Source organism: Streptomyces sp. NBC_00028 (assembly GCF_045041065.1).
Classification (GTDB): Bacteria; Actinomycetota; Actinomycetes; order Streptomycetales; family Streptomycetaceae; genus Streptomyces.
The window spans coordinates 7,590,726-7,614,367 of sequence record NZ_CP108293.1 but is presented as its reverse complement, the minus strand read 5'-3'; the positions used below and the strand labels follow the sequence as shown (position 1 = coordinate 7,614,367).

At 69.4% G+C, this 23,642-nt stretch carries 19 protein-coding genes and 1 pseudogene; all 20 read right to left on the bottom strand.

Annotation, left to right across the window (positions count from 1 at the left end):
- Positions 1 to 47: 47 nt before the first annotated feature.
- Entirely contained in the window at positions 48 to 845 is a 798-nt protein-coding gene (locus OG885_RS34300) for an HAD family acid phosphatase (protein WP_405738107.1), read from the bottom strand.
- Positions 846 to 953: 108 nt separating this feature from the next.
- A complete protein-coding gene (locus tag OG885_RS34295) occupies positions 954 to 2,066 on the bottom strand; it encodes a right-handed parallel beta-helix repeat-containing protein (RefSeq protein WP_405738106.1) in 1,113 nt (370 codons plus the stop codon).
- 71 nt (positions 2,067 to 2,137) lie between these two features.
- Positions 2,138 to 3,187, bottom strand: a complete 1,050-nt coding sequence (locus tag OG885_RS34290) for a dienelactone hydrolase family protein (protein WP_405738105.1) — start codon at positions 3,185 to 3,187, stop codon at positions 2,138 to 2,140.
- Positions 3,174 to 4,418 (bottom strand): polysaccharide lyase family 1 protein, encoded by a 1,245-nt coding sequence (locus OG885_RS34285; RefSeq protein ID WP_405738104.1) that lies wholly within the window; start codon positions 4,416 to 4,418, stop codon positions 3,174 to 3,176. The genes OG885_RS34290 and OG885_RS34285 overlap by 14 nt, the downstream gene beginning before the upstream one ends.
- Complete coding sequence (locus OG885_RS34280; protein WP_405738103.1) at positions 4,411 to 5,439, bottom strand: pectinesterase family protein; 1,029 nt, start codon at positions 5,437 to 5,439, stop codon at positions 4,411 to 4,413. The genes OG885_RS34285 and OG885_RS34280 overlap by 8 nt, the downstream gene beginning before the upstream one ends.
- Position 5,440: 1 nt before the next feature.
- Positions 5,441 to 6,568 carry a pectinesterase family protein gene (locus OG885_RS34275; protein WP_405738102.1) on the bottom strand — a complete coding sequence of 376 codons (1,128 nt, stop codon included), beginning with the start codon at positions 6,566 to 6,568 and terminating at the stop codon, positions 5,441 to 5,443.
- Between the two features lie 160 nt (positions 6,569 to 6,728).
- Positions 6,729 to 8,054: a polysaccharide lyase family 1 protein gene (locus OG885_RS34270; RefSeq protein WP_405738101.1), complete on the bottom strand. Its 1,326-nt coding sequence runs from the start codon at positions 8,052 to 8,054 to the stop codon at positions 6,729 to 6,731.
- A 32-nt stretch (positions 8,055 to 8,086) separates the two neighbouring features.
- Positions 8,087 to 8,881, bottom strand: coding sequence for a rhamnogalacturonan acetylesterase (locus OG885_RS34265; RefSeq protein WP_405738100.1), 795 nt, complete (start codon positions 8,879 to 8,881; stop codon positions 8,087 to 8,089).
- Between the two features lie 101 nt (positions 8,882 to 8,982).
- Positions 8,983 to 10,326, bottom strand: coding sequence for an ABC transporter substrate-binding protein (locus tag OG885_RS34260; RefSeq protein WP_405738099.1), 1,344 nt, complete (start codon positions 10,324 to 10,326; stop codon positions 8,983 to 8,985).
- A 96-nt stretch (positions 10,327 to 10,422) separates the two neighbouring features.
- On the bottom strand, positions 10,423 to 12,417 hold the full coding sequence (locus tag OG885_RS34255; protein WP_405738098.1) for a pectinesterase family protein: 1,995 nt from the start codon (positions 12,415 to 12,417) through the stop codon (positions 10,423 to 10,425).
- Positions 12,418 to 12,450: 33 nt separating this feature from the next.
- Positions 12,451 to 13,956, bottom strand: a complete 1,506-nt coding sequence (locus OG885_RS34250; protein WP_405738097.1) for a family 43 glycosylhydrolase — start codon at positions 13,954 to 13,956, stop codon at positions 12,451 to 12,453.
- The gene (locus OG885_RS34245; RefSeq protein WP_405738096.1) at positions 13,953 to 14,798 is read right to left on the bottom strand and encodes a PmoA family protein; all 846 of its coding nucleotides are present in this window, start codon (positions 14,796 to 14,798) and stop codon (positions 13,953 to 13,955) included. The genes OG885_RS34250 and OG885_RS34245 overlap by 4 nt, the downstream gene beginning before the upstream one ends.
- On the bottom strand, positions 14,798 to 15,937 hold the full coding sequence (locus tag OG885_RS34240; RefSeq protein ID WP_405738095.1) for a Gfo/Idh/MocA family protein: 1,140 nt from the start codon (positions 15,935 to 15,937) through the stop codon (positions 14,798 to 14,800). The genes OG885_RS34245 and OG885_RS34240 overlap by 1 nt, the downstream gene beginning before the upstream one ends.
- Entirely contained in the window at positions 15,934 to 17,217 is a 1,284-nt protein-coding gene (locus tag OG885_RS34235) for a polysaccharide lyase family 1 protein (RefSeq protein WP_405738094.1), read from the bottom strand. Before OG885_RS34235 ends, OG885_RS34240 begins: the two co-directional genes overlap by 4 nt.
- 577 nt (positions 17,218 to 17,794) lie before the next feature.
- Positions 17,795 to 18,688, bottom strand: a complete 894-nt coding sequence (locus tag OG885_RS34230; RefSeq protein WP_405738093.1) for a carbohydrate ABC transporter permease — start codon at positions 18,686 to 18,688, stop codon at positions 17,795 to 17,797.
- Positions 18,685 to 19,620, bottom strand: a complete 936-nt coding sequence (locus OG885_RS34225) for a carbohydrate ABC transporter permease (protein WP_399958852.1) — start codon at positions 19,618 to 19,620, stop codon at positions 18,685 to 18,687. The genes OG885_RS34230 and OG885_RS34225 overlap by 4 nt, the downstream gene beginning before the upstream one ends.
- A 99-nt stretch (positions 19,621 to 19,719) precedes the next feature.
- On the bottom strand, positions 19,720 to 21,459 hold the full coding sequence (gene araD, locus OG885_RS34220; RefSeq protein WP_405738092.1) for an L-arabinonate dehydratase: 1,740 nt from the start codon (positions 21,457 to 21,459) through the stop codon (positions 19,720 to 19,722).
- A complete protein-coding gene (locus tag OG885_RS34215; RefSeq protein ID WP_405738091.1) occupies positions 21,456 to 22,364 on the bottom strand; it encodes a dihydrodipicolinate synthase family protein in 909 nt (302 codons plus the stop codon). Before OG885_RS34215 ends, araD begins: the two co-directional genes overlap by 4 nt.
- On the bottom strand, positions 22,361 to 23,029 hold the full coding sequence (locus OG885_RS34210; protein ID WP_399958858.1) for a GntR family transcriptional regulator: 669 nt from the start codon (positions 23,027 to 23,029) through the stop codon (positions 22,361 to 22,363). Before OG885_RS34210 ends, OG885_RS34215 begins: the two co-directional genes overlap by 4 nt.
- A 256-nt stretch (positions 23,030 to 23,285) precedes the next feature.
- Positions 23,286 to 23,426 (bottom strand): annotated as a pseudogene (locus tag OG885_RS34205) (MBL fold metallo-hydrolase); the annotation flags it as partial.
- Between the last annotated feature and the right edge of the window lie 216 nt (positions 23,427 to 23,642).

Below are 23,642 nucleotides of genomic sequence, written 5' to 3'. Positions count from 1 at the left end.
GCGAAACTTTCGCTCACCGGTTCATCACCGCGGCGCTCAACCGGCTGCTAGCTGACGAAGTACGTCGGGTTCGGCAGCTTGTAGGTGCGGTCGGCGTAGCCGCCGTCCAGGTCCGAGTACTGGTCGCCGAAGTTGGCGATGATCTCGTACCCGAGGTCGTCCTCGATGTGCCGGCGCGTGCCGCCCTTGTACTGCACGGTCGTGCAGGTCCAGGTGCCCGGCGTGGCGCAGGCGCTCAGGTAGGCCGGCGGGTTCGCCTTGTCCTTGAGGAACATGTGGTCGGCGTCGAGGTTCACATCGGCGCCGACCTTCTTCAGGTTGTCGACGGCGGCGGTGCGCTGCGCCTCGGACAGACCGGAGTTGTAGAAGACCTCGACGCCCTTGGACTCGGCGTACTGGACCAGCTCGGCGCTGCCGAAGACACCCGGCCGGTCGGCCTTGTTCACGTAGTCGGCCCAAGTGGTCGAGTTGTACGTGTAGTTGTAGCGCCTCTCGTAGTCGAGGCTGAGCAGCAGCGTGTCGTCGATGTCGAAGACGACCGCGGGCTTCTCGCCCTTGTGGTGGGCCTTGCGGGCCGCCTGGTCGATGTACTTCCGGGCGGCCTTGTCGATGGCCGCGAGGTCCTTGGCGTACGGGCTGTCCAGGGACGCCTGGTAGACACCGCCCGCGTCGAGCGTGGTGCCGTAGTAGGTGTCGATGTCCTTGACCAGGAGCCCGATGTTGTAGGGCTCGTGGGTGCTGTTCGCCGTCGACTGACCGGCGGTGGCCGCGCCGACACCGTAGAGGCCGGCGCCGGCGACGGCACACGCGGCGGCGATGGCCGCGATACGCAGTGGCTTATGCATGACAGAGTTCTACGCGCGTCACCCGGGAGGGCGCGAGACCCGTTGCCTGATCGATACCTCCTGCACAGGCAAAAAACGGGTCAAGCGCCCCGGTGTGTCGACAAGTGGTCAGTTCATCGTGGCGCCGATGGTCGACGAGCCCGTCGTCAGGAACGTCGTCGCGGGCAGGGTGCCGCTCGAACTACGGGCGTTGTACGTGCTCGACGCGTCCGTGGAGACGAAGGACGGGGTCGAGATCCCGGAGTCCCAGTTGTTGCCGGCCGAGGTGACCGACGAGCCCTTGCTGACCGAGCCGCCGCCGTTGCTCACGGCGAGGTTCTTGCCCAGCTTCGCGGAGCTGGTGGCGAAGTAGTAGCCCCACTTGCTGTTGGCGTAGGCAGTGGTGCGGTTGATGACGATCGCGCCGGTGTTGGAGTTCTCGGTGAAGCCGTTGCCGGCGTTGCCCCAGGCGGCCGAGTTGTTGACGACGTGGGCCACGACCTCGCCGTCGCCGCCCAGCTTGTAGCCGTTGCCGTCACCCGCGAACGCCGAGTCGGACCAGCGGTTGACGCCGTTGCCGAAGGACCAGGTGTGCTCGATGGTGACGGGCGAGGAGAAGGACCAGAAGTCGATGCCGTCGTCGCTGTTGTTGTAGAGACGGGCGCCGGTGATCAGGTTGCCGGTGCCGGAGCCGAACTTCACGGCGACGCCGTCGGCGTTCTCCCCGTGGCCCGCGGCGTCGTAGTTGCCGTAGGAGTCGATGTTCTTGACGGTGTTGTTCACGGTCCCGTCGCCGGTGAGCGTGAACCCGGAGTCGCCGCCGTTGATGGTCTTGATGTTGTTCCAGTTGGTCCCGGTGCAGGACTGGCAGACCACCGCGCTGTCCGGGGAGTTCTGGAAGGTGATGTTGGAGACGTTCCAGTAGTCCGCGGTCAGCTTGAAGATCCAGTCCCCGTCGGGGAGGGAGGAGCCGTCGATCTTCACGGTCTCGCTGCCGTACGCGGTGAGCTGGACCGGCGAGGAGGAGGTGCCGTTGGCGGTGGACTGGAGGGTCGCCGTCGGGTAGTAGGTGCCGCCGCGGACCTGGATGACGGTGCCGGCGGTGGCGTTCTTGATGGCGTTGGACAGGTCGGTCGAGTTGCTGACGACCACGGTGGCCGCCTGGGCCTGGGTGGGGAGGACGGCGATGCCGGAGCCGAGGGCGAGGGCGGCCGTCGCGAGGAGAGCGGTACGACGAGACATGGAGTGCGGGTCCTTTCGTCGTGCGGTGGGGGAAGGGTTCTCTCTCTGGCGGGAGGGGTTCTCCCGCTGGTTCACAGGACGGAGTCGAGCCAGTGGAAGACCTCGTCCTGCATCGGCTCCGTGAAGACATGGCCGAGCCCCGGCCAGGTCTCGGTACGGAGCCGCTCCCCGGCGTGACGGGAGGTCCAGACGGCGCGCAGCTTGGCGTAGGCGGTCCGGACGCCCTCGGCGGGGAACAGTGGATCCTGCTCGCCGTCGAGGAAGTACATCGGCTTGGGGGCGCCGATGCTCGCCACGTCGGGGATGTCCAGGTGCCGGGCGAGCCCGGGGTGGAGCATGTAGTACGACGACTGCCCGCGCAGCGTGTTGTTGCCGGGCACCATCATTTCCTTCAGGCCGGTCATCCAGCAGACGGCGGCCGTCGCGGAGACGGCGTCGGTGAGCGCGGCGGTCTGCCAGGCGCGGAAGGCGCCCATGGAGAAGCCGAGGGCCGCGACCCCGCGCCCCCGGTTCAGGCCCGCCAGAAAGCCGGCGGCACGGGCGTCCTCGCGGGCCATGAGCCCGGCGAGGGAGGAGCCGAGGTGGTAGAAGTTGCTGGCCAGGGCCTGCTGTTGGTCGTAGGTGATCGGGCCGCGGTCGCCCCAGCCCGGCGCGTCGAGGCAGAGGACCGTGTGGCCGCGCCGGGCCAGTTCGTCGCCCACGAAGCGTCCGCTGAAGTACTTGTCCGCCCAGGTCTGCGCGGCGGCGAGCCGGGTGTCGTCGTACCAGGGCCGGACGAGCTTCTCCTTGCCGATGTCGAACCTGGCCCCGTGGTCGTGGAAGAGGAGCACCGCCGGGAAGGGCCCGGGACCGTGCGGGGTGAGCAGGGCGCCGCGGACCCGTTCGTGGCGGGTGAGGGAGAGGGTGACCAACTCCTGAGTGTAGGCGTCGGTTTGGGCACGGTCGCTGTACTCGGGTGCGTACGGCGTCTCGTCCTGCCGCTCCACGACGAGGTGCTCCTCGACCATCGCGCGGGCCGTCCGCCGCCACTCCCGGAAGTCGTGGATCGGTGAAGTCCCCCAGGCCAGGGGGAAGTCGAGGTCCTTCTTCAGGTCCTCGTAGAGGCTGTCAGGCGTGGCCATGGGGCCTCCCGGCGCCGGCGTGGGTGAGGACGTAACGCTCCACGGCGGCGGCCGACTTGAGGGCTCGGTACGCGTAAGCGTCCGCCGGATCCCAGCCGACGTCGTCCGTGAGCCCGAGGCCCGCGGCGACCTCGTCGAGCCCGGCCGGGCGGCCGTCGACCCACGAACCCGTGTCGTGGAAGTGCGTGCCTCCGTAGGCGGCGAGGGTCGCGTCGTACCGGAAGACGTTGCGCTCGGAGTAGATCGCGGACTCCACGCCGGCGCCGAGGGCGTAGAGCGGGGTCCGGTTCCGGGACACGTACACGTTGTTGAGGACGTGCACCTGTCCGAAGCGGACGCGCGGTCCGCGCTGCACGATGTCGCTGAACAGGTTCCGGGCGAAGGTGATCTTGAGGTGCCCTCGGTCGCGGTCGCCGCGGCTGTCGCCGGAGCCGATGAGGAGCGCCTTGTCGTGGTCCTCGAAGCGGCTGTCGGAGACGGTGATGTAATCGGAGCCGTCCTCGATGTCGAGCAGTCCGTCGTGCCGTTGGACGTGCTCGCCGTGGAAGCCGACCGGGGCCTCGCGGTCCGGGAAGCGACCGTCGGTGAAGGTGCAGTGGTCGACCCAGATGTTCTTGCCGGTGATGACGGTCATCGCGTCGAAGCGGGCGTTCCAGTTGCCCTGGGCGCCGTCGTCCGGCGACCAGCTGGTGAAGTGGTCGACGGGTGCTTCGAGTCTGAGGTTCCGGACGACGATGTTCGTGCCGGTGTTGACGGTGAGGAACACGCCCAGAAGTCGGGCGTTCTCGCCGACGCCGACGAGCGTGGTGTCGCTCGGGACGGTCAGCTGGATCTGTGCCTTCTCCTTGTTGGAGCCGGTCTGCCGCAACTGCCGTTGCTGCTTGCAGTAGTCGTGGCGGGTGTCGGACCAGGTGGAGCCGTCCTCGCCGAAGCAGGACATGTACTTGGCGAGGTCGTAGCCGGGGGCGTAGTCCTGCTCGCCGAGCAGCGAACCGTCGTCCGTCTCATGGCCGTTGATCGTGCCGACGACCCGGATCACCTTCGGGCCGGTGGCCGCGAGGGCGTCCTTCAGCTCGGCGCGGGTGTGCACGGTCCAGGTGGTGCCGCCCGCCCCGCCGGTGGTGCCGGCGCCCCAGCCCACGGGGGTGCGGTCGGCATCGGTGGCGTGGGCCTGAGGCGCGCCGAGCAGCAGGCACGCCCCGGCGAGGAGGGCGGCCGACAGCCTACGCACGGGGACGCCAGTCGCCGAGGTAGGCGGCCTTGGTGTGCAACACGGCCTCTTCGTCGGTCAGTTGCGGCCGGTTCTCCGGGACCGTGATCACCGCGCCCGGGCCTGAGTTCCTGTACTCCCCGAAGCGCATGGTCTGCCAGGGGTACTGCTCGCGCATGTTGGTGTAGGGGGTGACGGGGTCGATGCCGGGCCCGATGCGGGTGTCCCGGACGACGAGGGACGGCCAGGCGGTCGTCTCGTACGAGGGGACCCAGGGCCGGGCCAGCTTGTAGGCCGCGTCCTCGGCCCCGGAGGTGATGCGGGAGCGGAGCGCGAGGATGCCGTGGGGGTTGGCGCGGGCGGTGGAGGGGGCGAAGACCATGCCCTTGGGGGTGAAGGCGACGTCCCGTTGCAGGGTGTGGAAGTGGCAGTCCTCGAAGACGGCGGTGGCCCGGCCGAAGACGAAGTCGACGTCCCCTTCGATGTGGCAGTGATGGAAGTACTGCCGGTCGAAGGAGGTCAGCGCCGTCGTCTCGACGAAGAGGGTGTCCTGGTGGGCGAGGAGCCGGACGTTCTCGAAGTGGGTGCGGTCGCCGTAGGTGTACGCCGCCACCGCCTGGGTGCCGGTGATCTCGGGGTGGTCGGCGCGCAGCCAGTCGTTGGCGAGGGTGAGGTCGCGGACCACAAGGCCCGGGGCGGCGGAGGTGAAGGTGGCCGAGCCGGCCGTGCCGTACGTGCCCGAACCGTCCGGCTTTGGCGTCCCGTTGGCGTGGTCGAAGACGATGACGGCGTCGCGTGGGTCGCAGGAGGCGCCGCGGATCGTCAACTCGGCCTTGTCGGCGGGCACGTTGACGACCTCGCGGTACGTCCCCGGGTGCACGACGATCGTCCAGCCGGGTCCGTCCACCGCGTCCACGGCGGCCTGGACGGAGTCGCCGGGGCGGACGTGCAGCACTCGGCGGCCGACGCCCGCGAAGGCGTCGGTGGGGCCGACGGCCAGAAGGCCCGCCGTCATTCCCGCCAGCAAGGTGCGTCGGCGCATGTCAGCACTCCTCCTTCCACGGCCGCCAGTCACCGAGGTATGCCTCACGGGTCGCCGACTCGGCCTGTTCGTCGCTGAGTTGGGGCCGGTTCTCGGGGACGGTGATCTCGGCGCCGGGGCCGAGGTTGCGGTACTCGGCGAAGCGCTGGTTCTGCCACGGGTAGGAGTTGGACATGTTGGTGTAGGGCGCGACCGCGTCGATGCCGGCGCCCATCCATGTGTTCCGCACGACGAGACTCGGCCGGGCGGTGGTGTCGGAGCTCGGCACCCAGGGGCGGGCCAGCTTGTACGCGGTGTCGGGGGCCTCGCTGCTGATCCGGCCGCGGGAGACCAGGTAGCCGAGGGGGTTGGCGCCGGCCGTGGAGGGCGCGAAGACGAAGCCGTACGGGGCCGCGGTCAGGTCGGTGCGGTCCAGGGTGCGGAAGTGGCAGTGCTCGTAGACCGCCGTGGCCCGGCCGAAGACGAAGTCGACGTCGCCCTCGGCGTAGCAGTGGGAGAAGTACTGGCGGGCGAAGACGGTCAGGGCGAGGGAGTCGGCGTACAGGGTGTCCTGGTGGCCGAGGAAGCGGCAGTGGTGGAAGGCGGAGCGGTCGCCCATGACCTTGAGGGCGACGGCCTGGGTGCCGCTGATGCCAGGGTGGTCGGCGCGCAGCCAGTCGTTGGCGAAGGTGATCCAGCGGGCGGTGAAGCCGTCGGCGCGCAGGGTGGTGGTGGCCGAGCCGGTGGTGCCGTACGTTCCCGAGCCGTCGGGCTTCGGGGTGCCGGCCGCGTTGTCGTAGACGATGACGACGTCCCGCGGGTCCTCCGAGGCGCCGATCCAGGTGGCCTCGGTTCGCGTGGCGTCGAGGCTGACGGTCTCCCGGTAGGTGCCCGGTGCGATGACCAGGGTCCAGCCGCTGCCGGTGGTGGCGTTGACGGCGGCCTGGACGGTGGTGTGGTCGCCACGGCCCTGGGTGTCGACGTAGAGCGTGTTCGGGGTCAGGCGCCTGGCCGGGGAGCCGAAGCGGCCGAAGGGCCGGGGGCCCGCGAGGGCGGGGGTGGGAGCGACGGCGAGGGCGGCGGCCGCGCCGGTGCTCGCCAGCAGGAAACCCCTTCTGGACAGGGGGAGTTGAACGTGGGGCGAGGACATGCGGGTGCTCCTTGGAAGTGCGGCTCAGCAGGGGGGGGTTCCTCGCGTGGGGGGTGCCGGGGCGGACGCACTCGGGATGTGAGCACGATGCGGTCCGCCCCGGCCGTTCAGGCGGCGGGCGTCAGCAGGTGTTGCCGACACCCGTGCGCCGGGCGGGCGTTCAGCAGGCGTTGCCGGCGCCGGCGCGGTGGTCGACGATCGCCGGGACCGCCTTGACCGGGTCGACCTTGGTGCGCAGGGTGGGCGTCCAGCCGGCGCCGGACTCCAGGGTCTCGGCCGGGATCTGCGCGTTGTGGACGGCGATCAGGTCGGTGACCGCGCCGTTCACGGTGTTGTCGGCGGCGGTCAGCGGCGAGACGTTCCATCGCTTGAGCACCTTGGCCGCGCTGACCCCCTCCGGCAGCGTGAACGCGTTGTGCTCGGCGACGAGCTGGGACTCCTTGCCGATGCCGAAGCTGTAGGCGTAGTCGTCGCTCGCCACGAAGTGGTTGTTGTACGAGTCGACCTGCCCGAAGCGGACGCGCGGCGCGCGCTCGACCAGGTTCGAGAACAGATTGTGGTGGAACGTCACCTTCAGGTGGCCCCGGTCGATCGCCGTGGTGGCGGCGTTGTCGCTGTTGCCGATGAGGATCGTCTTGTCGTGGTCGGCGAAGACGTTCCAGGAGGCGGTGACGTAGTCGGCGCCCTTGACGATGTCCAGCTCACCGTCGTGCTGCTGGTAGAGCATGCCGAAATAGGTGGGCGCGGCGCTGTCGGGGTGGGAGCCGTCGGTGAAGGTGTTGTGGTCGATCCACACATGGGTGGAGCCGTAGACGACGGCGGTGTCGTACTCGGAGTTCCAGTTGCCCTTGTCGCCGTCGGTCGGGTCCCACTGCGGGAAGCAGTCGATCGGGCTCTCGAAGGTCAGGTTGCGGACGATGACGTTGTCGACGCCGGTGATCTGGAGGCTGGCGCCCTTGAAGCCGGCGTGCTTGCCGATGCCGACGATGGTGGTGTTGGCGGGGACGGCGGCCTTGATGACCTTGTTCTGGTTGGCGGCGGAGGCCGCCCGCAGCCCCTCCGGGCTGTCGGCGGGCTCCGCGCTCAGGTCGGTGTCGAGACCCCAGGCCTCCGGCGAGTACTTGGCGAGGTAGGCGTCGAAGTCGTACCCGTCGGCGGCGAAGGCGTCACAGCCCTCGGAGACGGCGTCGATGGTCCCCTTGACCTTGATGATCTTCGGCGCGTCGCCGCCGGCGGCGAGGGCGGCCTTGAACTCGGCCCAGGTGGAGACGGTGTAGACGTGGTCGGCGTCGGCCTTGGCCCCGCCGGTGGTCCCGGTGCCGTACGACGCCCAGCCGTCGTTCGCCGCCAGGGTCTGCCGGGCGAGGTCACGGCCGCCCGCGGCCTGCGCCCCCGGCCCGGTGACGGTCAGCGCGAGGGCGGTGCAGCCGAGAACAGCGGCAACGCGCGCTCCTATGACATGCCCATGCCATTTCTGTGTGCTCATGGTGCGGCTCTCTCTTCCGGTTCAGGGGGTGGTTAAGCGGTGGCTTCGGGCCAGGTGATCCAGGACGTGGGGATCTCGTCGTCGAGGCGGCAGACGTCCCGTGGCCGCAGCACCCCGGTCCGCAGCAGCTCCCGCACCACGAGCCGCGCCACGGCGATCGCGCCCGGCGGGTTGAAGTGCGTGTTGTCCTGCTCGGTCGCGGTCCAGTTGAAGTACGTCTTGGTCTCCTCGACGCCGAGCCGCTGCCACAGGGCGAGGGACAGGGCCTGGATGTCGAGCAGCGCCACGCCCTCCTCCTCGGCCAGCGCCCGCATCGCCGCCGGGTAGTCGCCGTGGGTCGGCAGGGCGTCGCCGGCCGCGTCGAACTTCCGGCGCTCGACGGAGGTGGCGAGGACGGGCCGGGCACCATGGGCGCGGGCGCCGTCGATGTACAGCCGCAGATAGTCCTGGTACGTCGTCCAGGGCTCGGTGTACCGGGTCGGGTCGGCGGACTTCTCGTCGTTGTGCCCGAACTGGATGAGGAGGAAGTCGCCGGGCTGAAGGGCGTCGAGGATGACGTCCAATCGCCCCTCGTCGACGAAACTCTTCGAACTCCGCCCGTTCACCGCGTGATTGGCGACGGGCCGGTCCTTGTGCAGAAAGAACGGAAGCGCCATGCCCCACCCGGTCTCGGGCGCGGCGTCGGCATATTTCTGGGCGGCGGTGGAATCACCGGCGATGTAGAGAGTGCGATGACGGGAGGCGGCCTGAGCGGTACCGGTGGCCGCGAAGGCGGCAGGAACGGCGGCGAGAGCCGCTGCCGTGACCTGACGGCGCGAAATTGACATGCGATGCCCTTCTTACCCTAGGGGCGCGGGGAACTGCGCGACCAGCCACAACGGCCCCGCAGTCCCCCACGGACAGAAACCACCCGAGCTCTGGGCCTACATCAGCCCTTCTGCGAATTCCACTCCGCCTGGGCGTCGTTCAGCTGATCGGCCAGCGTGTCCAGGAAGTCCTTCGCGCTCATCTTCCCGAGCAGCACCTTCTGGAAGTTCGGCTCGTTGTCGGCCTTGGAGATGGTGCCCCAGTCGGGCAGGTAGTACGGCAGCTGAACGATCGTGGTCGACCCGTCGGTCAGCGCGGCAGCGGCCAGCTTCGTGGGCTCCGCCTTCGAGATCCACGCATCCGTCGCGGCCTCGTTGTTGGCCGGCACCTGGCCCGCCGACTCGTTGAACTTCGAGTTCTCCGCGTGCGAGACGGCGAACTCGATGAACTTCCAGGCCGCTTCCTTGTTCTTGGAGCTCTTGAACAGGCCGATGCCGTCAACGGGGTTGGACACCTGAACCCGCTTGCCGGACGCACCGGTCGGCTGCGGAATACCGCGGAACTTCTCGGCGCCGAGCGACTTCACGTGGTCCTGGTAGGAACCCAGGTTGTGATTGAGCATTCCGATCGTGCCGGAATCCCACTGGGCGACCATCTTGGTGAAGTCGTTGTTGAGGTCGGCGGACGGGGTGTCCTTCTTGTAGAGCGCGGCGTACTTCTTCAGCGCCTCGACGTTCTTCGGGTCGTTGACGGTGGTCTTGTCACCGTTCCAGAAGGACGTGATGCCGCTCTGTCCGTACATCGCGTCCAGCGCCTGGGCGATGGAACCGGCGCCACCGCGGATGGTGTAACCGAACTCGTTCTTCTTGGCGTTGGTGAGCTTGTCCGCCGCCGCGTAGAACTTGTCCCAGGTCGTCGGCTCGTCCAGGCCCGCCTTCTCGAACAGGTCGGTGCGGTAGTAGAGCACGCCGTTGTTCGCGGAGGTCGGCACCGAGTACAGCGTGTCGTCGACGCCTCCGGCCGCCTTCAGCGAGGTGAGCATGTCCTCGTTGAGCTTGCCGTTGAGCGAGGACTTGGCGAGCCGGTCGTCGACCGGCTCAAGGACCTTCTGGGCGGAGAAGCTGGCGATCATCGCCGCACCGACACCGCCGACGTCCGGCAGACCGCCGCCCTGGATGGCGGTCTCGACCTTGGACTGGTAGTCCGCGGAGGGGATGCCGACGTACTCGACGTCGATGTCCGGGTTGGCCTTCTCGAAGTCGGCGATGATCGCCTTCCAGGCGTCGGTGCGGACACCGCCGTTGTTGTCCCAGAAGACGATCTTGCCCTTGCCGCTGCCCTCGTCGCCCTTGTCGCCGCCGGTGCCGCTGCCGTCGTCACCGCAGGCGGTGGCGGTCAGGGCGAGGACGGAGCCCAGGGCGACGGCCACGGCGGCGCGCCTGCTTCTGCGGATGTTGATCTTCATGGGTCGGCTCTCTTCTTCTGGATCAAACACTTCTTCGACCGGGTCGAGCTGTGAAGTTGTGGGCTGTGAAGCTGTGGAGCTATGAAGTTGTGGGGGTCAGTGGCGGGTGTACGGCGCCCAGCCGTCGCTTCCCGCGAGGTAGTCGGCGACGGTGTGGGCGCGGGCGTCCTCGTCGCTCATCTGCGGCCGGTCCGCGGTGACCTCGGCCCCGGCGCCGTGGTTGCGGTACTCGGTGAAGCGGGCGTCCTTCCACGAGAAGCCGCTCATGTCGGTCCACGGCGCGGACTTCACCGCCGCGGGCAGCTCGGTGTCGCGGATCAACACCTGGGCGACGGCCTCCGGTTCACCGCCCGGGTGCCACGGCCGGCCCAGGTGGAAGGACTGGTCCGGCGCGTCGCTCACGACCTTCGACCGGGTGATCAGGAAGCCGTAGGGGTTCCCGGTCCAGGTCGAAGCGGCCGTCAGATAGCCGTTGTTGGTGGTCGAGCCACGGCTCAGCAGCTTGATCACCGAGCGCTCGATCACCGTGGTGGCCCGTCCGTAGACGAAGTCCACGTCACCCTCGATGTAGGAGTCGCGGACGTAGACCCGGCTGACGGTGGTCAGCTTGGGGCTGTCGGTCATCAGGGTGTCCTGGTTGCCCAGGAAGGCCGTGTCCTCGAAGACGATCCGGTCGCCGGTCGTCTTCATCGCGAGGGCCTGCTCGCCGTTCAGCTCGACCGCGGCCTCGTCGAAGTCGTTGCTGAAGGTGAGGTGGCGTGCCGTGACGTCGTTCGCGGCGATCCGCACGGTGGCGCTGCCGGTCGAACCGCCGTACGCGGCGGGTGTGTCGTAGACGATGACGGTGTCGGCGCGATCTTGTCCAGTCCCCTGCAGCACAATGTTCGGCTTGGTCGCGGGGATGTACACCTTGGCCCGGTAGGTGCCGGGCGCGATGGCGACGGTGACGGGCACGGCGTTGCCATCGGGAACGGCGTCCACGGCGGCCTGCACGGTCGGGTAGTCGGCCGGGACATGCAGGGTCACACCGATCTGCCGCTGCGGCCCGGAGAACCGCGTCACGAGCGCCGGCACCGCGGCGGACGGGTCCAGGCGGTAGTCGTAGAACTCCCGCGGATCAAAGGCTTTGCCCCACGCGTCCGTCCGCCCGGTGGTGTTCCTCAGGATCGATCCGCGCTGCACCAACTCGGCGGTGGCGTCGGCCTGGTAGGGGTGCTGGACACCGTCGTAGTAGCTGTTCTCGATGACCATCTTGGTCTTGCCGCGCGCCCAGTTCCCGTACGTCCACACCGGGTCGCCATCCTTGACCTGCGAGGACAGGTAGTTGTTGTACAGGTGGGCGTAGGCGAGGTTGTCCGCCGAGGGGTTGCGCTGCTTGGTGCCGTGAAACCAGTTGTGGTCGATCGTCATCTCGGTCAGGACGTTGGTGGTCCAGCCGATCCCGAACGCCTTGTTGTGGTTGGTGAACTGGTTGTAGGAGACGGTGATGTACCTGCTGTCCTTGCGGATGTCGAGCAGCCCGTCGCCCATGTGCGTGAAGCGGTTGTGGTCGATCCAGACGTGGTCGACGGTGTCCATCTGGATCGCGTCGAAGTCGGTCGTCTTGCCGTCCCAGTCGCCCTCGACATAGCTGTCGCGAATGGTCAGGTTGCGGATGATGACGTTGCTGGTACCGGGGTTGAGGTGCAGTTCGCCATGGACGATCTCGCCGGTGTCACCGACGCCGATGACCGTCTTGTTCGAGGTCACGACGATGTCCGAGCCGAAGGGCTCGACGGCTATCGACCCCGCCACCCGGATGACGTACGGCTCCTCGGCCGCCGCGTACTTGGCGAGGGAGGCCTGGTCGGTGACCGTCACGACCTTGCCGCCGGCCCCGCCGGTGGTGCCACCGGCGAGCGAGGCGAAACCGTGCGGCCGGTCCGTCCACCGGGAGGCGGCGGCCGGGGCCTTCTCGGGAGAAGGCGCGTCGGCTCGCGCCTGCCCCACCGCCCCGAGTCCCAGCGCGGCGACGAGGCCGAGCACGGCGGCCAGCACCCTGCCCTGACCGGCTCCCGGTCTCGGCAAGCGCTTGCCCTGGAGTTGCGTCATTGCGGCTCCCAAAAGGCGTCCGTACGAGGTGAGTTACAGAGAAGTGATCCTGAACTGCGTGAAGGTTGCCGCGCCGGCGTGACCGTTTCCGGTGGGTGCGAGGGCGACGAGGCCGAGCAGGGCGCCCACCCAGCGCCAGGGGGTGGCGGCGAAGACGGGACCCGAGGGGTGCGGGCCGTCGCCGACGTCGTAGGAGAAGCGGCAGCGGGCGCCGGCGCCGATCTCGATCCGCAGCCGTACCCGTCCCTCGGGGGCGGGCCGGGAGTGGTCGGCGTCGCGTTCGCGCTCGGCGACACCTTCGGCGAACCGGTGCACGAGCTGGACCGTGCCGTCGGCGCCGCGTTCGAGGCCGATCCAGGTGAACGCGTCACCCAGGACCGCGAGTCCGGCCCGGGCGCCCGGTTCCTCGCTGTCGAGGCGGAGTTCGACCTCGACGGCGGACGGTGTGCCGGGCAGCCGCTGGGTGAGGACGTTCGGCAGCTTGCGCAGGTCGTGCGCGTCGGCCGAGCGGACACAGGTCAGCCGGAGGCCGTCGCCGGAGTGCTGGGTGGCCCAGCCGTCCTGCGGGTTGGCGGTCCAGCTCCACTGGCGGCCGAAGCGTCCGCCGGGGAAGTCGTCGTCGGTGGCGGGCGCGGCGGTCGGCTGCGGCGGCAGATCGGGCTTCCTGTGTACGGCGACGGGGGCGCCCTCGTCGCCCAGGACCGGCCAGCCGTCCGCGCCCCAGCGCATCGGCTGGAGGTGGACGACCCTACCGTAGGCGCCGCGCTGCTGGAAGTGCAGGAACCAGTCCTCACCGGACGGGGTGCGCACCCAGCCGCCCTGGTGGGGGCCGTTGACGTCGGTGTCCTTCTGCTCCAGGACGATCTTCTCCTCGTACGGCCCGAAGAAGCCGCGCGAGCGGAAGGCGCCCTGCCAGCCGGTCTCCACTCCCCCGGCGGGGGCGAGGATCCAGAACCAGCCGTCGTGCCGGTAGAGCTTGGGGCCTTCCAGGGTGAACCAGCCGGGTATCCGGTCGCCGTCGACGATGACCTTGCCCTCGTCGAGGAGTTCGGTGCCGTCGGGGCGCATCCGGTGGCCGGTGAGCCGGTTCTTGACGCCGGAGCGGGACTTGGCCCAGCCGTGCACGAGGTAGGCCTCGCCGGTCTCCTCGTCCCACAGGGGGCAGGCGTCGATCAGGCCCTTGCCCACCTTGAGGAGGTGCGGGCGGGTCCAAGGGCCCCTGATCCCAGGGGCGTTGATCTGGAAGATGCCCTGGTCGGGGTCGCCCCAGAAGATCCAGAAGCGTTCGTCGTGATACCTGAGGGATGGTGCCCAGACGCCGCAGTCGTGCCGTGGGGTCCTGAACTCGCTCGCCGGTTCCAGCCGTTCGAGGGCGTGGCCGACGAGGGTCCAGTTGACCAGGTCGCGGGAGTGCAGCAGCGGCAGGCCGGGGGCGCGGCCGAAGCTGGAGGCGGTGAGGTAGAAGTCGTCGCCGACACGGAGGACGTCCGGGTCGGACCAGTCCGCGTCGAGGACGGGGTTGGTGTAGGTGGCGGTCACAGGCTCACCGCCTTGCGGACGAGCGCGGCGGCGGCGTCGCGGTCGAGGCGGCCGTCGGCGACGACGGTGACGACCCGGCGTACGAGGGTGTCACCGGCCGCGATCGGCACCCGTTCGGTGTGCGCCAACGAGGAGCCCACGCCCGGGTATTCGGCGGTGCGCACGAACCACGGGTCGCGGCGGGTCTGTTCGGTGGCCCCGGCGAAGACCAGCGTCCAGCCGGCGCCGACGAGGGCGAGCCAGTCGGCACGTCGGCCGTGGACCTCGGACTCCCCCTCGGTGTCGGCGGTGAAGACGTCCGGTGTCCGCTCCTCCTTGCGGGCCCGCCAGAAGAAGCCGCCGTAAGCGGCGCCGGGGCGGCCGTTGGTGGCCGGGCTGCCGATCGACAGCGGGTCGGGGGTGACGTTGGTCAGCGAGAACGTGAAGTCCAACGCCCAGGCGGTGTCCGTGAGTTCGGTGGCCGCCACGGTCCGGCGCTCGCGCAGCAGCTCGCCGCCCGCGGCGACCCAGCGCAGCTCCTCCACGAAGCCGTCGGGGTCGCGCAGCTGGAAGGCGTTGTGCCGCTGGGCACCGTGGTTGTCGAGCTCGGTGGGGCCCTGGTCGCGGACGTAGGTGCGCCCGCCCCAGAAGTTGTGCCCCTCGACGTCGGGAACGGCGACACCGACGCCGAGGTGGTGCAGATGGTCGGCGGGGCTGAGCTCGGTGACAGCCGTGCCGGCGAGGGTGGTGACGGGGTGGAGGTAGGGGCGCGGCGAGAGCCGGGGGGCCAGCTCGGGCCGGGTGACGTAGCGGCCGACCGGGCGGCCCGCGACGCGCAGGACCGGGGTGTCGTTGGTCGTCATCAGGTGCTCACCTCTTTTGGCAGCGCCCAGGAGGCGCCGAGCTCCGAGAACAGGGCGAGAGTGTCGGCCGACGCCGCGACGAGGCCGTCGATGCCGGGGACCACCCGGCGGTCGTCCACGAGGTGCCAGGCACTGGCGGGCAGCGGGGCGGGGTCGGGCGCGGTGCGGATCGCCTCGACGACCTTCATGAAGGCGCCGGTCACGTCCGGGGGGACGATCAGCTCGGTACCGTCGGTGAGGTGGTCGACGAGGTTCTCCAGCAGGTCGGTGCGGCCGTGCTCGTACTCCTCGGGGCCGTGGCCCGCGCGCTGGAGCAGGACGCGGTCCTGCTTGTACCAGAACGTGATCCGGCCGCGGCTGCCGTGCACGAGGACGTACGGCTCGTCCGGGTGCTCGGCGCACAGCGTCGCCGCGACGGTGACCGGGCGGCCCTGGGCCGTGGTGACGCGGACGCACGAGGTGTCGTCGGACTCGATGTCGTTGGCGCGCAGCAGCTCGGTCCGGATGTCGGTGACGTCCTCGGCGCGCGTCGAGCCGTTGAGGGCGAGCCCGGTGGCGACGGCGTGCGCGAGGGGGTTGGTGAGGGCGCCGTCGATGACGTCGACGCCGTTCAGGCGCCGCTTGCCGGCCCAGGGGGCGCGCCGGTAGTAGGACTCCGGGCGGCCCCAGGCGCCGGCGCCGCCGATCCCGGCGATCTCCCCGATCGCGCCCTCGGCGATCAGCTGCCGGATCGCGGGCACGGCGTGCGAGCCGAGCGACTGGAAGCCGATCTGGCAGACGACCCCGGCGGCGGCGACGCCGTCGGCCATCCGCCGGAACTCCGCGTACGACGGCGCCGGGGGCTTCTCCAGGAGGAGGTGCACACCGCGCCGAGCCGCTTCCAGCGCCAGGTCGGTGTGGGTCGGGATCGGCGTGCAGATGACCGCGATCCGGGCGCCGGTGGAGTCGAGCAGGGCACCGAAGTCGGCGGACTGCTCGGGCGTGCCGAGCCCTTCGGGGATCTCCGTGGGCTCCAGCGGGGTCAGCTCGCAGATGCCCGCGAGCCGGACGATCCCCTTGTCCTGGAGCCGGCGGATGTTCTCCAGGTGCCAGTGGCCGTGGCCGCGCGCTCCCGCCAGGACGATGTCTACGGTGCTCATGGGATCCTCCCTGCGCCCGCGCCGCGTGCCACCTCTCGGTCGGCCGCTTCGGCGCTGTCGATCTTTGTGTGCAGGGTAGGCGTCCAGCCGACGTCGGCCGTGAGGTCGCGCTCGCTGCCGGAGTTGTAGGCGTTGTAGATGGGCAGCAGGTCGACCGGGAAGCCGTTGAAGAGGGTGCCCTCGTCGTGCAGGGCGGTGCCGTTCCAGCTCTTGACCAGGTCGGCGACCTCGATCCGGCCTAGGGTGGTGAAGGCGTTGTTCTGGGCGTAGACGCCGGACTCGGTCGACACGCCGAGCGAGTAGCGGTAGTCGTCGGTGGGGACGACGTACCGGTTGTTGTAGACGTGCACCTGCCCGAAGCGGACGCGGGGCGCCCGCTGCACGACGGACTCGAACTCGTTGTGGTGCAGGGTGACCCGGAGCTTGCCGCGATCGCCGGTGGCCGAGTCACTGTTGCCGATCAGCATGGCCTTGTCGTGGCCGGAGAACCTGCTCCAGGAGACGGTGACCAGGTCGGAGCCGTTGGTGATGTCCAGCAGGCCGTCGTGGCGCAGGTAGTTCCGGCCGAAGTAGGTGGGCTCCTTCTCGTCCGGGTGGCCCTTGTCGCTGAGGGTGACGTGGTCGACCCAGACGTGGTGCGAGCCGGTCAGCCAGATGTTGTCGTACGCCGTCTTCCAGTCGCCGAGGCCGCCGGTGTTGGGCTGCCAGACGGGGAAACAGTCGTAGGCGTCACGCGAGTCGAGGTTGCGGATGACGACGTTGCTGGCGTTCTTGACCTGGAGGTTGGCGCCCTTGAGGACGGCTCCCTCGAGGCCGACGATCGTGGTGTTGGAGCCGACGGTGAGCGTGACCCGCTCGGCCTGCTTCGCGGCAGAGGCCTGACGGGCCTCCTCCTGCGGGCCGCTGGGCTTGGCGGAACCCCAGGTGCGGGGGTCGTAGGCGGCGAGGTAGGCCTTCAGGCTGTAGCCGCCGGTGGCGTAGTCGGCGCAACTCAGATGGTCGCCGTCGTCGTCGGTGTTGGCGTCGACCGTCCCGGCGATCTTGATGATCTTCGGCGTGGCACTGCCACCGTCGAGCGCCGCGACGAGCCCGGCCCGGTCGGTGACGACGTACACATGCTCGGCGTCGGCAGCGGCGCCACCGGTGGTCCCGGCGCCCTCGGATGCCCACCCGTCGTTCACGGGCAGCGTGTCACGGCTGATGTCACGGGCGTCGGCGTGAGCGGGAACGCAGAGCAGCCCCAACACCCCTACGACTGCGCCGATGTGTCGAAACCTCATGCCCACACCTCCCTGAACGGTTCCGGCGAGGCCCGCCGTGCTCCGGCAGCGCCCTGGAGGGAAGCGGGCCGGTACCGACAGGCGGCGCCACCACGGCGCACGACCAGCCACGACCGTGCCCCAGGCCGCTGAACAGCCGCTCCAGCAGAGCCTCCGTCGGCCCCACCCCCCGCTGCCACAGACCGACCACCGACTACCGCCGGCACGCCACGGTGAACGCCCCGGACATCCATGCCGTCGACGTGGCCGAAGCGATACGCGCCGCCCCCGCCGGAAGCAACCAGCCACGACACAGCCCCGGACGACTGACGAACCATCACGGGGCCTCCGCCGAAGCACCTGGCACCGAACCCGAACGCCAACAACGCCCCGGCGCGATCAGCAACCACTCCAGCAGAGCCTCCGTCGGCCCCACCCCCCGCTGCCACAGACCGACCACCGACTACCGCCGGCACGCCGCGGTGGGCGCCCCGGACGTCCATGCGGTCGGCGTGGCCGAAGCGATCCGGCCCCTGGACCGGCCGCCCGGTCCGGCGGAGGCCCGGCCCGGTGTCACCCCGCACGATCTGGTGGCGCCTCATCCCTTCACCGCCCCCGCGCTGAAGCCGGTGATCAGCCACTTCTGGATGAAGGCGAAGACGAGCACGACCGGTACGGCCGCGATGATGCCGCCCGCGGCGAGTGCGCCGAGGTCGACGCTGTCCGCGCCCATCAGGGTGTTGAGGCCGACCGGGATGGTCTGCTTCTCCGGGTTGTTGAGGAACATCAGCGCGAACAGGAAGTGGTTCCAGGAGTGCACGAAGGCGAAGGAGCCGACGGCGATCAGACCGGGCCGCAGCAGCGGCAGGACGACGATCCGGAACGCGGTGAAGCGGTTGCAGCCGTCGACCCAGGCCGCCTCCTCCAGGGAAGGCGGCACGTTCTTGATGAAGTTGCTGATCAGGATGATCGACAGCGGCAGCTGGAAGACCGTCTCGGCGATGATCACGCTGCCCAGCGAGTTGATCATCTGGATCTTGGCGAAGATCTCGAACAGCGGCACAAGGAGCAGCGCACCCGGCACGAACTGGGAGCACAGCAGGCCCAGCATGAAGGCCTTCTTGATCTTGAAGTTGAACCGCGCCAGGGCGTAGCCGCCGGCCAGCGCGACCAGGGTCGTCATGATCAGGGTGGCGACGCCGACGAGGACGCTGTTCTGGAAGTACGTGCCGAATTCACGCTCGGTCCACACCTTCTCGAAGTGGTCGAAGGTCATCGGCCAGGGCACCAGCGAGGTGGATCCGGTCGGACGGAACGCGAAGAGCAGGATCCAGTAGAACGGGATCAGGGTGAAGAGGAGGTAGATCCCCAGCGGCAGATAGATCTGCCAGCGGGGCACGTCGTCCCAGGAGCGCTCCTTGCCCTTGGTCCGGGGCGGCGGCGGGGACTTGCGGACCTCGGACACGATCGGGGTGGCTTCCTTGATGCTCACTTGTCCTCGCCTCCGAACTTGCTCAGGCGCAGATAGACCATCGAGCAGAAGAGAAGAATCACGAACGCCACCGCGGTCAGGGCCGACGCGTAGCCGAAGTTGTGCGCGTCGACACTGGTGTTGGCGATGTAGAGCGGGAGGGTCGTCGTCTCGCCGGCGGGTCCGCCGCCGGTGAGGGTGTAGAGCAGGTCGACGTTGTTGAACTCCCAGACCGCGCGCAGCAGCGTGGACAGCACGATGGCGTCCTTCAGATGCGGGAGCGTGATGTGCCAGAACTGCTTGAGGCGGCTGGCCCCGTCGACCTCGGCGGCCTCGTACAGGTCCCGCGAGACGGACTGGAGGTCGGCGAGGATGAGGATCGCGAAGAAGGGGACCCCGCGCCACAGGTCGGCGACGATCGCCGCCGGGAACACGGTCGAGGTGTCCGACAGCCAGCTGGTGCCGTACGACCCGATGCCCATGTCGGCGAGGTAACGGGTGATACCGGTCTGGGAGTTGTAGAGGAGCACCCAGATCGCGGAGGTCAGCACGCCGGAGACGGCCCACGGCGAGAAGACCATCGCGCGGCCGAGCGCCCGCCCGACGAAGGTCTGGTTGACGATGAGCGCCAGCGCGAGCCCGAACAGCAGCTGAAGGCCGACCTCGACGAAGACCCACTTGGCGCTGAAGGTCAGCGTGTCCCAGAAGGCCGGGTCGTCGGTGAAGATCTTCGTGAAGTTGTCGAAGCCCGCGAAGCCGTTGCGCCATGGCTTGGTCGGGTTGTAGTTCTGCAGGCTGTAGTAGAAGACGCTGATGACGGGGTAGGCGATGAAGCCCAGCATGAGCAGGGCCGCCGGCGCGATCAGCAGATAGGGAAGCCTGCGCGGAGTGGCGGAGGCACGGCGCCGCCGGGGTGGCGCGGGCGGTTTCGCCACGGCTGCGGCTTGGGCCATGACTGTTCTCCGATCAGTTCAGTACGTGGTGCGGGAAGCGCTTTCTCTTGGTGCAGGGTTGTGCGAAGGCCATGACGAAAAAGGCCGGGGTGCTCGCGATCAGCTCGCGTACGGGTCCTGCACGGTGCCCTTCCGGGCGAGGAACTCGAAGTCGCAGCCGGTGTCGGCCTGCGTGATCTGCTCGTTGTAGAGGGCGCCGTAGCCCCGCTCGTAACGCACGGGCGGCGGCGTCCAGTCGGCCCGTCGCCGCGCCAACTCGTCCTCCTCCACATGGAGATGGAGGGAGCGCGCCTCGACGTCCAGAGTGATCAGGTCGCCGCTGCGCACGAGGGCCAGCGGTCCGCCGACGTACGCCTCGGGCGCCACGTGCAGCGCGCAAGCGCCGTAACTCGTGCCGCTCATCCGGGCGTCGGAGATCCGGACCATGTCCCGCACCCCCTGCTTGAGCAGATGGTCGGGGATGGGCAGCATGCCGTACTCGGGCATGCCCGGACCGCCCTTGGGCCCGGCGTTGCGCAGCACGAGCACACTGTCGGCGGTGATGCCGAGCGACGGGTCGTTGATCGTCCGCTGCATGGTCTTGTAGTCGTCGAAGACGACCGCGGGACCGGTGTGCTTGAGCAGGTGCTGCTCGGCGGAGATGTGCTTGATGACCGCGCCGTCCGGACAGAGGTTGCCGCGCAGGACGGCCACCCCGCCCTCACTCGCGACCGGGTTCTCCCGGGTGCGGATGACGTCGTCGTCGTGGACGACCGCACCCTCCAACTGCCCGCCCAGCGTGCCGTTGACGGTCGGCCGGTCCAGATGGAGCAGATCGGTGATCCGCGACAGGAAGCCGGGCAGGCCGCCGGCGAAGTAGAAGTCCTCCATGAGGTACGTCTGTCCGCCGGGCCGCACGTTCGCCAGCACCGGGACGGTACGGGCGATGCGGTCGAAGTCGTCGAGGGTGAGCTTGGTCCCCGCCCGGCCCGCCATCGCGATGATGTGGATCACCGCGTTGGTGGAACCGCCCAGCCCCAGCACCGTGGTGACGGCGTCCTCGAAGGCCTCACGGCTGAGGATCTCGGACGGCTTCAGCGCGGTCCAGGCGAGCTCCACGGCCCGGCGTCCGGAGGCGGCGGCCATCCGCTCGTGCCCGGAGTCCACGGCCGGGATCGAGGAGGCACCGGGCAGCGTCATACCGAGGGCCTCGGCGGCCGCGGTCATGGTGGACGCCGTACCCATGGTCATGCAGTGACCGGGAGACCGCGCCAACCCACCTTGCAGTTCGCGCAGTTCACAGTCGGTCAGATTCCCGGCGCGATGCTCGTCCCAGTACTTCCACATGTCGGTACCGGACCCGAGCGTCTCACCGCGCCAGTGCCCGGGCAGCATGGGCCCGGCGGGAACGAAGATCGACGGCACGTCAGCCGAGGTGGCCCCCATGAGCAGGGCGGGCGTCGACTTGTCGCAACCACCGAGCAGCACGGCCGCGTCGATCGGATACGACCGCAGCAGCTCCTCGGTCTCCATCGCGAGCAGGTTGCGGTAGAGCATCGGGGTCGGCTTCTGATAGGTCTCCGACAGTGTCGCGACCGGGAATTCGAGCGGAAACCCCCCGGCCTGCCACACCCCCCGCTTGACCGCCTCCGCACGCTCACGCAGATGCACATGACAGGGATTGATGTCGGACCAGGTGTTGAGAACGGCGATGACCGGACGCCCCTGGTACTCCTCCGCCTCGTAACCGAGCTGCCTCATCCGGGCGTTGTGCGACCAGGTGCGCAACTGCCCCTCGGTGCCGTACCACTGATGGCTGCGGAGTTCCTCCGCGCTCAACCGCTTTCTGCTGTCCGTCATATCGACCACCCGGCGGCTATGGCGGCGACCTCGTCCCGCTCGTCCTCCGGCAGCGGCTTGCTCGGCGGCCGGACATCGCGGCGGCACAGCCCCAGGGAGGCGAGAGCCTCCTTGACGACCGTGACGTTGTTGGCGGAGCCGTTGGCCGCGCGGAGCTCCTCGAAGCGGCGGATCTGCTCCCAGACCTTCATCGCGGCCGGGTAGTCACCGGATCGAAGCGCTTCGATCATGTTCAGCGAAACGGCCGGGGCGACGTTCACCAGCCCCGAGGTGAACCCGGTGGCGCCCGCCGAGAAATAGGAAGGGGCGTAAGGCTCGGCGAGGCCGGCGACCCACACGAAACGCTCCAGCCCCGCGTCCCGCGCGAACGCGGCGAACCTCGACGCGTCCGGCACGGCGTACTTCACGCCGATGACGTTCGGGCAGGAGTCGGCCAGCTCGGCCAGCCGCAGACCGCTGAGCTGCGCGTTGCGGATGTAGGGCACGACACCCAGCTCGGGCACGGCCTCGGCGATGGCGCGGTGGTAGTCGACCCAGCCGCCCTGGGAGACGTAGGGGTGGACGGGCTGGTGGACCATCACCATGGCGGCGCCCAGCTCCCGGGCATGCCGCGCGGAGGCGACAGCGGTGGGCACGTCATGACCGACACCGACGAGGATCACCGCACGCTCACCGGCCTCGTCGATCGTCATCTCGGTGACGAGCTGCCGCTCCTCGGGGGTCAGGGCGTAGAACTCGCCGGTGTTCCCGTTGGGAGTGAGCGTCCTGATCCCCCCGTCGAGCAGACGACGCAGCAGGGCCCGGTGGGCGTCCTGGTCGACGGAGCCGTCCTCGGCGAAGGGTGTCACCGGGATCGCGACCACGTCGGCCAGGGCGGCCCGCTGGGTCTCGAACGTCGTTGTCATGCCTGACCGTCCTCTCCCTGGGCCTCGGACTCTGCGTCCGGGAAGGCCCGTTGCACGAACGACGCGATGTGCGCGTGGAGGGCGCGACCGGCGCCGTCGGCGTCACCGTCGAGGGCGAGCCGCAGGATCTCGCGGTGCTCACCGGCCTCCCGCTCCCAGGAGGGCGAGGCCGCCCAGGCGACGGCGGAGACGAGGGCGGCCTGGTCACGGACCTCGTCGAGCATCCGGCCCAGCAGCGGGTTGCCGCACGGCAGATACAGGGCGCGGTGGAACTCCCGGTTGGCCAGCGACCGTTCGGCGGTGTCGGTGGCCTGGTCCGCACGGGTCAGCGCGTCCCGGGCCTCGTCGAGGGAGGCCCCCCGCTTGACCGCCCGCTTCAACGCCTCCGGCTCCAACAGCAGCCGGACGTCATAGACCTCGCGCGCCATGTCCGCGTCCACCATGCGCACCGTGACGCCCTTGTACTGGCTCATCACGACGAGCCCGGTACCGGCGAGGGTCTTGAGCGCCTCGCGCACCGGGGTCTTGGAGACCCCGAACTGTGCGGCGAGATCGGTCTCGACCAGCGCCTGGCCGGGCGTCAACTGCCCGGTGAGGATGCGGTGTTTGATCGCGTCCAGCACGAACTGCGTGCGGGACGGGATCGGCGTGGGCACAGAGGTCATGCGCGCCTCTCGGAAGTCACGTACCAGATGTCGGGCACCTGGTCTCGCGTATCTGATCTCGCGTATCGCGTCTCATATATGACGTACGAAGTACGACGCGTTGAAGGTAGGAGGGGGTAAGGGTTTCGTCAATGCTTCTGACAGAGGAAGTTGAGGTTGCCGAGGTCAGACGGCGTAGCTCTCCCCGGCCCGCGCCATGACCGCACGCCCACCGAAGACCGAGGCGGCCCGACCGGTGCTGACCCCGCCCATTCCATTCGCTTTCGCGACGTGCGTCGATGTCGGCCTCACACAGGAACAGATCCGCGTCCCGGGCGATTTCACCGCGCGCGGGACAGGGCCCACTGCCCCCGGAGTACGCGAGAACCCGCCCACCGACCTCGGCAAGGAGCCCGTACACCGCCGCTCAGCCGTGCCGGATCCGTATGCCTCCGCAAACAGCGCCCATGAGACCGCGCAGTTCCCCGCGCCCCTGGGGCACGACCCGGACGCACCCGCAGTGCGCGACGGCGGTGAGGGGCCGTGTCGGGGGGTGTCCGCCCGCAGCGGTTGGCGCGTCAACACGGCCGCCCTTTGTAGGCGACCGATTCCGCGCCGTTCCGAGGACGGACAC